The following is a 13,908-nucleotide window of genomic DNA, read 5'->3' on the forward strand; positions in this document are numbered from 1 at the left end:
ATTTCAAATTGTAAATTTCTATGAATCAACGAAGTTGATGCTTAATCGCATCAAAAGTGTGCAAATACCATGTTTTTTTGTCCTAAATTGTTGCAAAAGCCGGAAAAGTCGGGATTGGCTAAAATTAACTTTCATGCCCAGGTTTCCGACCAGAAGTGTGTTTTAAGAGAAACTTATTGTGTTAAGGTTTTTTTAAGATTTGCTGAGGATTGTTTTAGCAAAACGTGTCCGGATGACGGACTAGCATGATCTCCATCGTCGCCGAGGCGGCGTCCTACCCACCATACGAATGGAGACAGACATGCAAAAAAGCAACTTCGACCGGCAAAACGGCGCACGGGCAGGCCGCGTGGATATCTACGCCGGCATCCACAAGGCGGTGCGCGCCTTCCTGTGCGACACCCTGACCCGGCTTGCCCGGCTCGACCTGGAAGATCCGGACGAACTGTCGGGCGCCGTGCTGCAGGTGCGGGAGCTGCTGGCGTTTTGCGAGCACCATATCCATAACGAAGAACGATTCGTGCATCCGGCGATGGAGGTGCGGCAACCCGGTTCATCCGTCGATACCGCCGACGACCACCTGCACCATGCGCAGTCGGTAGCCGCGATGCTGGCCGACTGCGCGACGATGGAAACGCAGCGGGGCGCGGAAAGGGATGCCGCATGGCGGCGGCTGCAGCGGCAGCTGGCGCAATTCACCGGCGACAACCTGCTTCACATGGATGTCGAGGAAACCGCCAACAATGCCGTGCTGCATGCCTGCTACATGGACAGCGAGCTGATCGGACTGCACCAGCAGATCCTGGCCGCGATGCCGCCGCAGGAACTGGCCGCCGGCCTGCGCTGGATACTGATCGCTTCCAGCCCGGCCGAACGCGCCGAAGTGATGGCCGGCATCCGCGCCGACGCGCCGCCGCCGGTGTTCGATGCGATGCTGGAAATGGCGCGCCAGGTCCTGGATGCGCGCGCCTGGGACAAGCTGGCCGCGTCGCTGTCGCCGCTGCGGATCGCGGCCTGACGCCCTCCGCCGCCTAGCGCTGGTCGACCAGCTGCACCGGGCGCGACACGCACAGCTGGAACCGGCCGCGGCCGGTTTTCTTCAGCTGCACCGCCGCCTGCCGCTCCAGCAGCCGGCGCGACAGCAGCAGCAGCCTCGCCTCGAGGTTGTCGCTGATGTCGGGCAGGCGGATGCGGCCGTCCAGGCGCAGCTCGCGGTTGCTGAACACGACCCGCCGGGACTGCTCGTAGTCGCCGAGGATGGTCCAGAAGATTGCCCCGGCCACGCCCTTGATCAGGTAATCCTCGTCGAGAAAGATGCTGTCGCTGCCGGCAAAATGCCGCACGACAAGCGGTGGGCCGGGTCCTGCCTGCGGGAGTGCGGGCGGCGCAGCGGCCGCGGCGTCGCGCGGGCCGTCGCCCGGCTCGTCGGACGCGCCCTGCAGCAGGCAGATCATCGCGCCCAGCTGGGTCGCCAGCGCGGCCAGCGCATCCTCGTCGTCGTAACCGAAGCGCAGGTCCTCGGCGCTCTCGACATAAAGCACGCCGAGCAGGCGCTGGCAGGCCAGCACCGGCACCGCCATCTGGCTGTACGGCGCGGCCAGGCCGGGCAGCGGGATCTCCCCGTCGATCTCCCCGCCGCCGCCGTCCTGCCGCAGGTTTTCCCGGATCGCGCGGCTGTACGCATATTCGGTCGTCATGTGGCCGATGCGGATCGGCGTGCGCTCGCGCGCCGCCACGCCGACCACGCCCTGGCCGAACGGTATTTCAGACCCGACGCCCGACTCGCCATAACCGCAGCTCGCCACTGTATACAAGCGCAGCTGCGCGCTGTCGGCGATCAGCACCATCGCATGGCTGACGCCGAAGCCGTTCCGAAGCGCGTCCAGCGTGGCGGCCAGCAGGCTTTCGAGGTCGGCGCAGCAGGCCAGGCGCTGCGCCGCCTCCCGCAACGGCGGCAGCAGGTTGCGCCGCGGCGGCGGCGGCAGCGACGGGCTGGCGACCTGCACTACCTGGTGGACCCGGAACAGGTCGGCGCCCAGCAGCCGGAACACGTTGGCCATGCCGGTATGCGAGGCGATGCCGGCCAGCCTGGCCTTCATGTTCTCGAACAGCGGCCCGGCGGTCTCGGTGCGGCGGAATTCCAGCGACAGCTGGTATTGCGCGCCTGTCACCGGGCTGGTGACCTGCAGCCGCGCCAGCGGGCGGGCCAGGATGTTCTGGCGGGTCTTGTTGAAGAACTGGTAGGACAATGCGACATGCTCGTGGTCGACATACTGGACCTGCGACAGGTAGGCGATGTTGGGCATGCCGTCGGCGCCCACGGTGGCCATCGCGGCCGGGATCACGCCCTCGAAGCATTCGCGGATGCTCTCCAGCGGCAGCATCAGGCGCCCGCCTTCAGCGGCGCGCCGGCGCGCGGGCCGGGCGACTGGTCGTAGGCGGCGGTCGGCGTGAATTCGATGGCGACGACATCGTCGTCGGCGCAGTGCAGCAGCGAGCGCACCAGCGGCGCCGGAAAGCCGATGGGCCGGACTTCCTCGACAAAGGCGTCGGCATGGACGCGGACCGCCTCGAGCATGCTCGCATCCGGCACGCCGGCATGGGCATGGTCGCCCTTGATCTGTATGGTGCGGTTGGTCGATGGCTGGCTGAACACGGCGGCGACCCGTCCGCTGTATGCTATGTCTTCCAGCAGTTCACGGGCGCAGGGCCGGGCCACCATCAGCGTCAGCCGGCGGCGGTCTGGGGCCACGCTGCATGCCAGCACGCGGCAGACGCCGGGAAACGGACGGGCGCCGCAGGAGGCGGCGCTGATGGACACGCCGCCCTGCAGGAAAGCAGCCTGGGCGGCATCGATAAGGGATTCCGGCGCGACAGACATGGCAAGCGACACCCGACCTGTAATTGCCGAAATTTTAATGGAAGTTGAAGCAGGCCGATAGGCCGGATTCTGTTACGGCGGCCGGTGTGACCCGGACGCTATGACAGCCATTCCTCTAGGCCGTGAATTACTCCACGGCTCAAGCTTCCTACCCGCACGCTCCGCGAGCAACATCAACGCGTGCCTATTTGGAATTGCTCCGGGTGGAGGTTACCGCGTTTCACCGTAACTAAATACGCTCGTCTCTGTGGCCCTATTCCGCGCCTTGCGACGGACGGCCGTTAGCCGTCACCCTGCTCTATGGAGTCCGGACCTTCCTCCCGCCAGCGTTGCAACGAATCGCAGCGCCGGCCAGCGGCTGTCTGGCCTGCTTCGGGCGCCATTGTAGCCGAAGAAGCGACAGTCGCCGCCGCGATTCGCCTTGTTTGGATAGCGGATCGACAAAAGCACGTAGAATCATATTATTGACCATAGGCAATTCAACCTGGCATTTCTCCCAGACAGGACAGCATGACTCTCATCCCGCGCCGCCTCGCCCTGGCCTGCATGCTGTGCATCGCGGCTGCAAGCGCCAGCGCGACGCCGCGCCTGCAGCGCGTGCTCGAAACCCAGACGCTGCGGGTCTGCATCTGGCCCGAGTACTACGGCATCACCTACCGCAATCCCAAGACCCGGCTGCTGTCGGGCCTGGATATCGACATCTCGGCCGAATTCGGCAAGGAGCTGGGGGTCGTGGTGCAGTATGTCGACAGCGATTTCCAGAAACTGGTCGAGCGGCTGGCAAATGACGAATGCGACGTCGCGATGCACAGCGTCGGCATCACGCCGGCGCGCCGCAGCCAGTTGCAGTTCACCAAGCCGACCATGCGCAGCGATGTCTACGCGATCGTCTCGCGCACCTCGAACGCGGTGCGCCGCTGGGAAGACCTGGACAAGCCGGGCCGCGTGATCGCGGTGCAGGCAGGAACCCTGATGGAGCCGCTGATGCGGCAAACCCTGAAACATGCCCGGCTTCTCGCCGTGCAGCCGCCGCAAACCCGCGAGCAGGAGGTGGAGTCCGGCCGCGCCGACGCCTTCATGACCGACTTCCCGTACAGCCGGCGCATGCTCGCCCTGACCGACTGGGCGCGCCTGGTCAGCGCGCCGGAGCCCTTTCACCTGACCGACTACGCGTACGCGCTGGCGCCGGGCGACACCAGCCTGCTGGACCGGATGAACGCGTTCATCGACACCATCCGGCAGGACGGCCGGTTGCGGCAGTTCGCACGCAAGCACCAGCTTGACGCTATCATCGTCACGCAATGAAATGACAGCGGGCAAGCAACCATGATTTTGATACGGCTGGGCCGCAAGGCCCTGAAGGTGCGGCATTTGCTGGTCGCCGTCGGCGCGCTGTGCGGCATAGGCATACTGGCCGGCACCCTGCTGCTGCTCGACCGCGACCGCAAGGGCGACCTGCGGGCCGAGGACGAGCGCGGCCTGCTGCTGGCGAGCGTGCTGGAAAGCCATGTCAGCCGCACGCTGTCCAGCGTCGACAACAGCTTCAACGCGATCAGCCGCGTGCTGCTGCTGCCGTCGGGCCGGGCCGGGCTGCGGCCGGGCGGCGTCGACGTCCAGGCGCTGCTCGACACCATCGCGTCGAGCTCCACCTACCTGCGCTCGGTGTCGGTGCTGGACGCCGGCGGCCAGGTGGTCAGCAGCTCGAACCGGCAGAATATCGGGCGCAGCTTTTCGATGTCCCAGCTCGGCTTCCCGAACGAGATCAACAACAGCCTGCAGAACGGCCGGCCGCTTTTCGTGCGCGACCTGCACGAGCTCGACGAACAGACCGACGCCGGCACTGCGAACGCCTACGCCGAGCGCGGCGTCTATGTGCTGCCGGTCGCCACGCTGCTCAAGATAGGCGGCGTCAATTTGACCCTGCTGGCGCTGGTGAATCCGGCCTACCTGTTCCCCGACCACCGCGCCGGACCGCGCGACAGCGCAGGTTATGAAGTGCTGTTCGACTACCAGGGCATGGTGCTGGCGGCAACGCCGGATGCGCCCTTCGCCATCGGCAGCCGCAATGCCCGGCTGCCGATGTACGACCTGCTCAATAACGACAATGAATACGGCCGCTTCGATCTGGTGCGCAAGGACGCCGAAGGCAGCGAAAGCAGGTACCTGGCGAACTTCCGCGCCAGCCGCAGCTTCCCGGTCGTCGCGGTGGTCGCGCTCTCCGAAGAGCGCGTGCTGGCCAGCTGGCGCAACGGCGCCCGCAGCCTGGAGACGATCGGCTTTGCCGCGGCGCTGCTGGCGCTGCTGTACACCGCGGCGCTGCACCGGACCATGGCCGCGGGCGAACGCACCCGGGAAGAATTGCGCAAGGCCAGGGACGCGGCGGAAACGGCGAACGAAGCCAAGAGCGTTTTCCTGTCCACCATGAGCCATGAAATACGCACGCCCATGAACGGCGTGCTGGGCATGGCGGCGGCGCTGCGCGAGACGCCGCTGAATGCGCAGCAGCAGGAGTTTGCCCGCACCATCAGCGAGTCCGGCGAAGCGCTGCTCGCCATCATCAACGACATCCTGGATTTCTCGAAGATCGAGGCCGGCCACATGGACCTCGACATCGTCGACTGCGCCCTGCTGCCGCTGGCCGAGGGCTGCATCGACACGCTCGCAAGCCGCGCCGCGAGCCGCGGCCTGGTGCTCGCCAGCTTCGTCGACCCGGCGCTGCCGGCCATCGTCAGGGCGGACGGCGGCAGGCTGCGGCAGATCCTGCTGAACCTGGTGGACAATGCAATCAAGTTCACGCCGACCGGCGAAGTGACGCTGCGCCTGACGCTGGCCGGCCAGGCGAACGGCTTCTGCCGGGTCAACTTCGACATTACCGACAGCGGCATCGGCATCGGCGACCAGGCGCTTGCGCGGCTGTTCCAGCCTTTCATGCAGGCTGACAATTCGATCACCCGCAACTACGGCGGGACCGGCCTGGGCCTTTCCATCTGCAAGCGGCTGCTGGAACTGATGGGTTCGCGCATCGAGGTCGACAGCCAGCCGGGGCGCGGCTCGACCTTCCGCTTCAACCTGGAACTGGGCGTCGCGGCGCCGCCCGCCGTGACGCCGCTGCTGCCGCCCGAGAACGTGCTGCTGCTCACGCCGCTGAGCCGGCATGCGGACGTTATTGCCGGCTACCTGAACGCGTGGGGCATGCAGCCCCGGCATGCGGCCAGCATGGAGGAAGCGCTGGCATCGGCGCAGGCCGTTCTTCCAGCGCTGGCCATCATCGACGGCGCATTGCCGCAGGCCGAGGAAGCGGCGCGCATGCTGGCCGCCTCCCATTCCGGCTTGCGGCTGCTGCTGCTGGCCGACAGCGGCAGCGCGCAGGAGCTTGCCGTGCGCATCGGATTCCATGCGACGCTGCGTCGGCCGTTCCGGCAGGCGGCATTGCAGGAAGCACTGCTGTTCGCGCTGGAGCGCCGCCATTACATGCTGGGCGCGGCCGAGGCGACGCCAACGGGCGCCGCCGCCCATGCGCCCGACGCCGAGGCGCCCAGCCTGGTGCTGCTGGTGGAAGACAACCTGATCAACCAGAAGGTCGCGCTGCACCAGCTAAGCCGGCTGGGCTATGCCGCGCATGTGGCGTCGAATGGGGAGGAGGCGCTGAAGGCCGTGGCGCTGCACGACTACACGCTGGTGCTGATGGACTGCCAGATGCCGCTGCTCGACGGCTTCGAGGCGACGCGCCGCATCCGCGCCGCCGAACGCGCCAGCGGCCGCCACCTGCCCATCATCGCGATGACCGCGAATGCGGCCGAGGGCGACCGCGAACGCTGCCTGGACGCAGGCATGGACGATTACCTGGCCAAGCCCATCGTGCGCGACGCACTGGCGTCGATGCTGCGGCAGCATGCCGCGCCGCTTGCTCAGGCCGGGGCGGTCGCGGGCGCGTCGTTGCGCACTGGCACCGGCGCTGCGTCCGGCGGCGGCGCGTTGCGGTGGGAATAGACCCAGGTGAATTCCGCGCCAAGCAGGAAGATCTGCGCCGAGTAATACACCCAGACCAGCAGCACCGCGAACGATCCCGCCGCGCCGAAGCCGGAGGCGACGCCGCTCTTGCCGATATACAGGCTGATCAGGAATTTGCCGATCGTGAACAGCAGCGCGGTCACGAGCGCGCCGACCCAGACATTGCGCCAGTCGATCTTCGCATGCGGCATGAACTTGTAGATGGCTGCGAACATCACGGTGACGACGCCGAAGGAAACGATGAAGTTGAGCGCCTGCAGGACGAATTCCCAGCCGTCCATCAGGCCGCCGAACCAGGTTCCCAGCGCCGCCAGGCCTGCGCTCAGCACCAGCGACACGATCATCAGGAAGCCCAGGCCAAGGATCAGGCCGAATGACAGGAAGCGGGTGCGGATCATGCCCCAGATGCCGTTTTCATTGATGGGCGCCGGCGTGCGCCAGATACGGTCCAGCGAACTTTGCAGTTCCGCGAACACCGCCGTCGCGCCGACCAGCAGCGTGGCGAAACCGATGATGGTGGCCAGTATGCCCTGACCGGGATCGCTGGCCGATTTCAGCAGCTCCTCGACCGCCACCGCGCCCTGCTCGCCCATCAGCCCGCGCAGCTGGGTGACGATTTCGCCGCGCGCGGCATCGGCGCCGAACACGAGACCGGCGACGCCGATCACGATCAGCAGCATCGGCGCCAGCGAGAACACCGTGTAATAGGACAGCGCCGCACCCATGCTGGGCGCAAAGTCGTCGACCCAGGAACTGACCGCTGCCTTGATCAGGTGCCATGAGCGGGCCAGGAAGGAACCCTGCGGAATCGGCTTGAAGGCCGGGGCCGCCACGGCGGGCGCCGGCGCGGCCGGCTTGGGCGGGATAGGCGCCGGCAGCGGCTGCGCGGCCGCTTCGGGCGCGGGCGGCGGGTCGACATGCATCTGGGCTGTCTTGTACGCGGTGACCGCGTTGAACAGCGTCCACAGCGACCTGCCGGTGTTCATGAGCTGTCGTGCGGCGCCCGGCTTGGCGCCGGCCTTCGCGCTATGGGCCTTGTGACGCGCCGCGCCGGCATGCTTCGCCGTCGGCTTGCCGCCAGGCGCGTTCCGGGCCGTCAGGCCAGGCACAGGCTTGGACGCCAGCCGATGGGCCGCTTCCTGTGGCGTCAGGACGCGCGTGCGCGCTGGCCGCGTGCGGCGCTTGGCCAGCAGCGCCAGGTAGCCCAACGCGGCGGCGCCGAGCACGGCGCCGGTGACCTTGGCCGGGGTGGCGACCATGTCGGCCAGGTTGCCATCGACCGGCCGGTAATGGATGAGGGTCTCATCCGGCGCATCGGCGCCATCGAGCGGCCCCGATGGAATATCGCTTACTTTGTTCATAGTGTGGTCCGAGCGGGTCTTTGCAGGATACGGCTACGCCACAAGGCACGGCCGAACTTTAAAAAAGCATAACCCGGCCCCAAATACCTTATCGGTACGCGGGCGCACATAGGAGTAGCGGAATAACAACATCAGGCGAGATAAAGTTGATGCGGCCCGAGGCTCCGGGTGCGCTGGCGTACTGTGCCGCGCCGCCAGCAAGCCGATAATGCAATCCTGTAATGGAGGTTCTATGAAGCGATTTTTCCTGACGGTGCTGATGGCATTGTTCGCCTTTACCACGCTGACCACCACGGTAGAGGCCAAGCGCCTTGGCGGCGGCGGCTCGTACGGCAGGCAGGCGGGCCGCATGGCGCCCGCGCCATCGGCGCCGATGCGGCAGGCGCCCGCCCCGACAGCGCCGATGCGGCAGCAGGCGCAACCGGCCCCCGCCTATCCGGCGCCGGCCCCGGCGCAGCAGCAGGCGCGTTCAGGCATGGGCGGCATGGTGGGCGGCGCGCTGCTGGGACTGGGCGTCGGTTCGATGCTGGGCCATGGCGCGGCCAATAACAACGCCAACAATAACAATGGCAACCCCGCCGCAGTGAACCAGGATGGCATGCCGGCGCAAAGCAGCGGCGGCGGCGGAAGCTCGCTGCTGATGATGCTGGTGGTCGCCGGTATCGCCTACTTCCTGTACCGGCGCTTCAGGCGCTAAGCGCGGCGGCTGAACATGGCCGCTCAACAGTACTCACACAGCACACAAGCACACAGCACGGACGTCCGGCCCCTGAAACCGGCACAGGGCCGGACGGAAAGGCCGGCTCATGCCGTTCTCCGGGCGGCGCCGGCAGCTAGCGCCGGCAGCGGTGCCGGACCACCTGCACGAAGCAGGCCCATTCCCACTCCTCGCGGTAAACCTCGCATCCGTGCTCGATGAAGGTATGCAGCTCGCCGCAGCAATCTGGACATTCCAGGTCGGCCAGCGCCTGCGCCATCCGGAGCGCGAGTTGATGCAGCTCCTGTTCGATCGCCTGCTGTTCATTCAGGTTATTGCCTGGTTCATTCATGATGCGCTCCTGTTGCCTTTCAAAGCAGGTATGGGCGGGGCACGGTTATACAACCCGCGGACGGGGCAAGTCACTGCAGCAGCAGGATAGCCAGCCCCAGCAGCCCGACATAGCCAAGCGCATAGGGCAGGTTCCACAGCGCAAGCCGGTAGCCCGATACTCGTGTCAGCGATTGCACCAGCCCCAGCGTGCCGCTGAACGGACCGAGCATATAAGTCAGCACCGAGCTGCCGATCAGCGTCAGTGCGAGCAGTTCGGCGTCGATGCCCAGCACCTCCGGCTTCAGCGACTGGCCCAGCAGCGCGATGGCCACCAGAGGATGCACGCCCGCCATCGCCGCGGCCAGCGCCATCAATGGCATCGCGAGCAGGAAGAGCCTGGTGCCCAGAACATGATGCAGCGCCAGGAACGCCTGGTTGACCGCATGGTCGACACCGGACAGATGCATTGCGCTGACGAAGAAGCCGGCGGCCAGGAAGATCGCGAACTGGTCTGCAAGGCGCGGCAGGCGCGATGTCATCTGCGTCGTCGCCGCCCGCATGAACGCGCCGCCCTTGCCCAGCGCCAGGCTCCATCCGAGCGAGAACGGGATGGCGAGCAGCGTGACCACGGTCAGCATGCCTATCTTCAGCAGCCGGTCGAACACGGCGATCAGCGTGACCATCAGCGCGATGCCCACCAGCATCTGGGACAGATGCCGCAAGGCCGGGCCCAGTGACGCGTGGCCGGCGTCGGGAAGGGGCGCATCAGGAACGGCCGCCGGCTTGCCGCGCAGTTCGATCAGCCAGAACAATCCCCAGTTGAGCAGCAGTCCGGCCACGCTGAGGCCCATCAGCATGGGCAGCAGCGCGGTCCATTCGAGATGCAGGCTGTAGAGCACCACGCCCACCACGCCCGATACCGGCGTCCACAGGATGGGCAGCACATAGCCGTAGATCGTGGACACCGTGGCGAAGCGCTGCGGGTCGCGCAATGGAAAGCTGTCGACGACCGGCGCCAGGCTGGTCAGCATGATGGGCACCGCGGCCAGGCTCATGAAGGAGCCGCACAGGTAGGCCAGCACGGTCACCACGCAGTTCAGCTGGAACAGCCCGGAAATGCGGGAACGCAGCACGGCCTGGATCGAGGCGCCGTAAGCGCCGAGCTGGACCGGGATGGACAACAGCGGCAGCACCGCGAACAGCGCCAGCAGGTAAAGCATCTCGCCATGCGCCAGCAGGTACTGCGGCCAGCCGACGCCGGCGCGCCACAGCATCAGGTAGCCGCCCGCCAGGAACAGCAAGGTCAGCGTGCGGGCAATCGGCCCGCAGGCCGGCAGCGACACCACGATGGAGACCAGCGCCAGCACCGATGCCACCGGCATCAGCCACGGCAGGTGGGCCAGCCTGGCGAGCAGGAAAATGACGATGGCGGCCAGGTAGAGCAGGCCGCGCCATGATCCGGGCGCCGCTGCGGGCCGCGCAGCGGTAGCCGGATCAGCTCGGCTCAATGCGATTCCAGGCTTGCGGTCCAGCGGGCATCCTTGTTCTCCGTGATGAAAGTCGGCGGGGCGGTGTGCAGGGACCATAGTGGCTGCCGCAACCGGTGTCAACGCATCCGCACAGCGGAGTCCGTTTTGCCCAATCCGCTGCACGGCAGGCAGTTGTTGCGGCACGGTCCTTGCCCTATTATCAACACCAGTCGCGACACAGGCCCACGGCCTGCATCGCGGCATCGCGGCATCCTGCATCCGACGCCGCCCAATACCATCCAATAAACCAGGAGACCGCCATGCGCCTGACCAACCGCCTTGCCCTGCTTGCCTCATGCACCGTCCTCTTACCTGCCGTCGTCGGCTGCGCCGGCAGCATGCCGGGGTCTGCAACCTCAGCCAGCCCGATGACCTTCTTCGTCACCAGCGCCGGTTCCGGCAAGGGCGCCGACCTGGGCGGCCTGGGCGGCGCCGACCAGATCTGCCAGAACCTGGCGGCCAGCGTCGGCGCCGGCGGCCATACCTGGCGCGCCTACCTGAGCACCAGCGCCAACGGCATGGCCGCCGCGGTGAACGCGCGCGACCGCATCGGCCGCGGGCCATGGCAGAACGCCAAGGGCGTGGTGATCGCCAAGGATGTCGAGACGCTGCATGGCGTCAATAACCTCAACAAGGACACCGCGCTGACGGAAAAGGGCAACCGGATCAATGGCCGCGGCGACCAGCCCAACCTGCATGACATCCTGACCGGCTCGCAGCCGGACGGCCGCGCCTTTGGCGGCGACAAGGACATGACCTGCAGCAACTGGACCAGCAGCGGCACCGGCTCCGCCGTGGTCGGCCACCATGACCGCACCGGGCTGGACCAGTCGCCGCCGGCGATGTCGTGGAATTCATCGCACCCATCGCGCGGATGCGGGCAGGAAGCGCTGGCCGCGACCGGCGGCGGCGGACTCCTCTACTGCTTCGCCGCGAAGTAATACCGATCCCGGGCACGGCGCACCGGATGAGGCCGATGGCTCCGATTCGTAGGGTGTAATAAGCGGAGCGCATCACACCACTGGCCGATCAACCACCGTCGCCTCTTCGAAGCGAATGGTGTAATGCGCCTGCGCTTACTACACCCTACGGATGTTCACCGCGCCTTGTGAATCGGGACAGGTTTGCGCCGCCGCAGTCCCGTCGCGCAGCCGCCGCAAGTCGGCTGCGCGACGGAACGTTATCGTAAAAATACGGTAGGCAACAATTGCCTCTGGAACCGGGATAAGATCGTTTCAGCCATTGCCGCTGGTCGCCACCATCAGCCGGCGGCAATGGCCACAAGAAAACCGGCATCAAAAAAGAGCCACTTCCCGTATCCTGAGGAGACATCAATGCAGTTCAAACGCTACGCGCGGCCGTTCGCGGCCGCCGCCATCGCCCTTCCCATGCTGGCTGCCTGCGGCGGCAGCGACAACAACAACAACAGCGATCCGGCCACCCGCTCCACGCAATTCGGCCAGGTCACCGGCGTCAATGACGCCGGCGCCAGCGGCACGCTGTCCTGGAAAGGCATTCCCTATGCGAAGGCGCCGGTCGGCGCGCTGCGCTGGAAGGCCCCGGCCGATCCCGACGCATGGGCGACGGCGAAGTCGACCAAGTCCTTCGCCCCGGCCTGCGTGCAGTACGGCCGCATCTACGGCCCCGGCGCCAACAACACCTGGGACGCGACCGTCGGCACCACGCTGAACCAGGCGGTCGGCAGCGAGGATTGCCTGTACCTGAATGTCTGGCGTCCCGCCTCCGACACCGGCAACCTGCCCGTCATCGTGTTCTACCACGGCGGCAGCAACGTCTCCGGCTATACCGCCGACCCGGTCTACGACGGCGCCAACCTGGCGCGCACCGCCAACGCGGTGGTGGTCACGGTCAATTTCCGCCTCGGCATCTTCGGCTTCATGAACCTGCCGCAGCTCAAGACCGGCGACGCGTCCAATGATTCGGGCAACTTCGCCATCCTCGACAGCATCAAGGCGCTGCAGTTCGTCAACAAGAACATCGCCAGCTTCGGCGGCGACCCCAACAACGTGACGATCATGGGCCAGTCCGCCGGCGCCATCAACGTCTATGCGCTGCTGACCTCGCCGCAGATGGCCAATGCCAGCCCCAAGCTGTTCCACAAGTCGGTGCCGCTGAGCGGCGGCCTGTCGCTGGCGTCCAACCTGCCGGCCGGCAGCATCCCCACGATGAGCCCGGCGTCCACTTACCTGGCGCAGGGCAACGCGCTGCTCAAGCAGGTGCTGGTCGCGGACGGCCGGGCGACCGACGCCACGGTCGATGCCTACATCGCGACCCAGACGCCGGCGCAGCTGGCTGACTACATGCGCGCCAAGGACCCGGCGCTGCTGCTCAACGTCCTGCTGGGCAAGCTGGCCGCGCTGGGTCTCGCCGGCTCCGGCCCCATCCCCGACGGCACGGTGGTGCCGACCGATGCGATCGCCGCCATCAACGCCGGCAACTACGTAAAGGGCCCGGTCATGGCCGGCAATACCCGCGACGAGGGCAAGCTGTTCCCGTCCTTCCTGCCGCTGGTCGGCGGCTCCGGGAACGCCCGCATCGTCACCGACGCGCAGCTGGTCAGCACCCAGATCAACTACAAGCCGGATGCGGCGCCGCAGATCGGCATCGAGCAGTGGATCGCCGCCAGCTACCTGCCGGTCGACAAGCCGGGCACGGGCTTCACCGCCGTCTCGCAGGAACTGAACCGCCGCTTCCTGCTGGCCAGCGCGATCAACATGCTCGACACGCTGAAGGCCAAGCAGCCCGAGGTCTGGTATTACCAGTTCAACTGGGACAAGGAGCCGGCGCCGTGGAACGACATCTACGGCGCAGCCCACCTGTTCGACCTGCCGTTCATCTTCGGCAATTTCGGCCCGTCCCTGATGGCCAACATCATGAACACCACCGCCAACCGCGGCGGCCGGCTGGACCTGTCCGATGCAATGATGAAGAGCCTGGGTTCCTTTGCCCGCACCGGCAACCCGAACGATGCGGCGCTGGGCGTGACCTGGCCCGCATGGCCGCGCAAGGTGATCTTCGACGCCTCGCTGACGGCGAAGGCGATCTCGGTCCAGTAAGAACGGGACCGGGAACGAA

General features: G+C 66.6%; 11 protein-coding genes and 1 other RNA gene. 6 read left to right on the top strand and 6 right to left on the bottom strand.

Going from position 1 to position 13,908, the window contains the following annotated elements; genetic code table 11:
* Nucleotides 1–301: 301 nt before the first annotated feature.
* Nucleotides 302–1,018: a hemerythrin domain-containing protein gene (locus tag QOL82_RS17040; protein ID WP_283443503.1), complete on the top strand. Its 717-nt coding sequence runs from the start codon at nt 302–304 to the stop codon at nt 1,016–1,018.
* A 13-nt stretch (nt 1,019–1,031) separates the two neighbouring features.
* Here QOL82_RS17040 and QOL82_RS17045 read toward each other — a convergent pair whose 3' ends face one another.
* The 3 genes from QOL82_RS17045 to rnpB form a co-directional block, all read right to left on the bottom strand.
* Nucleotides 1,032–2,384 carry a GAF domain-containing protein gene (locus tag QOL82_RS17045; protein ID WP_346772301.1) on the bottom strand — a complete coding sequence of 451 codons (1,353 nt, stop codon included), beginning with the start codon at nt 2,382–2,384 and terminating at the stop codon, nt 1,032–1,034.
* On the bottom strand, nt 2,384–2,881 hold the full coding sequence (locus QOL82_RS17050; protein WP_283443504.1) for a hypothetical protein: 498 nt from the start codon (nt 2,879–2,881) through the stop codon (nt 2,384–2,386). The genes QOL82_RS17045 and QOL82_RS17050 overlap by 1 nt, the downstream gene beginning before the upstream one ends.
* Before the next feature lie 42 nt (nt 2,882–2,923).
* Nucleotides 2,924–3,255, bottom strand: an RNA gene (gene rnpB / locus QOL82_RS17055) — RNase P RNA component class A.
* Between the two features lie 136 nt (nt 3,256–3,391).
* Here rnpB and QOL82_RS17060 point away from each other — a divergent pair.
* Both QOL82_RS17060 and QOL82_RS17065 read left to right on the top strand, forming a co-directional pair.
* On the top strand, nt 3,392–4,186 hold the full coding sequence (locus tag QOL82_RS17060; RefSeq protein ID WP_283443505.1) for an ABC transporter substrate-binding protein: 795 nt from the start codon (nt 3,392–3,394) through the stop codon (nt 4,184–4,186).
* A 21-nt stretch (nt 4,187–4,207) separates the two neighbouring features.
* Complete coding sequence (locus QOL82_RS17065) at nt 4,208–6,871, top strand: ATP-binding protein (protein WP_283443506.1); 2,664 nt, start codon at nt 4,208–4,210, stop codon at nt 6,869–6,871.
* On the opposite strand, the gene QOL82_RS29205 is transcribed toward QOL82_RS17065, so the two are convergent.
* A complete protein-coding gene (locus QOL82_RS29205; protein ID WP_346772302.1) occupies nt 6,790–8,253 on the bottom strand; it encodes a YihY/virulence factor BrkB family protein in 1,464 nt (487 codons plus the stop codon). The genes QOL82_RS17065 and QOL82_RS29205 overlap by 82 nt on opposite strands.
* A 232-nt stretch (nt 8,254–8,485) precedes the next feature.
* Here QOL82_RS29205 and QOL82_RS17075 point away from each other — a divergent pair, with 232 nt between their 5' ends.
* Nucleotides 8,486–8,950, top strand: a complete 465-nt coding sequence (locus tag QOL82_RS17075; protein ID WP_283443507.1) for a hypothetical protein — start codon at nt 8,486–8,488, stop codon at nt 8,948–8,950.
* Between the two features lie 136 nt (nt 8,951–9,086).
* Here the strand turns inward: QOL82_RS17075 and QOL82_RS17080 are convergent, their stop codons facing one another.
* Both QOL82_RS17080 and QOL82_RS17085 read right to left on the bottom strand, forming a co-directional pair.
* A complete protein-coding gene (locus QOL82_RS17080; protein WP_283443508.1) occupies nt 9,087–9,302 on the bottom strand; it encodes a hypothetical protein in 216 nt (71 codons plus the stop codon).
* 70 nt (nt 9,303–9,372) lie between these two features.
* Nucleotides 9,373–10,791 carry a hypothetical protein gene (locus QOL82_RS17085; RefSeq protein WP_283443509.1) on the bottom strand — a complete coding sequence of 473 codons (1,419 nt, stop codon included), beginning with the start codon at nt 10,789–10,791 and terminating at the stop codon, nt 9,373–9,375.
* A gap of 287 nt (nt 10,792–11,078) precedes the next feature.
* Here QOL82_RS17085 and QOL82_RS17090 point away from each other — a divergent pair, with 287 nt between their 5' ends.
* Both QOL82_RS17090 and QOL82_RS17095 read left to right on the top strand, forming a co-directional pair.
* Nucleotides 11,079–11,753 (top strand): hypothetical protein, encoded by a 675-nt coding sequence (locus QOL82_RS17090; RefSeq protein WP_283443623.1) that lies wholly within the window; start codon nt 11,079–11,081, stop codon nt 11,751–11,753.
* Nucleotides 11,754–12,146: 393 nt separating this feature from the next.
* The gene (locus tag QOL82_RS17095) at nt 12,147–13,889 is read left to right on the top strand and encodes a carboxylesterase/lipase family protein (RefSeq protein ID WP_283443510.1); all 1,743 of its coding nucleotides are present in this window, start codon (nt 12,147–12,149) and stop codon (nt 13,887–13,889) included.
* Nucleotides 13,890–13,908 lie beyond the last annotated feature (19 nt).

Origin of the sequence: Noviherbaspirillum suwonense (assembly GCF_900182955.1) — a bacterium.
GTDB lineage: Bacteria > Pseudomonadota > Gammaproteobacteria > Burkholderiales > Burkholderiaceae_D > Noviherbaspirillum_A > Noviherbaspirillum_A suwonense.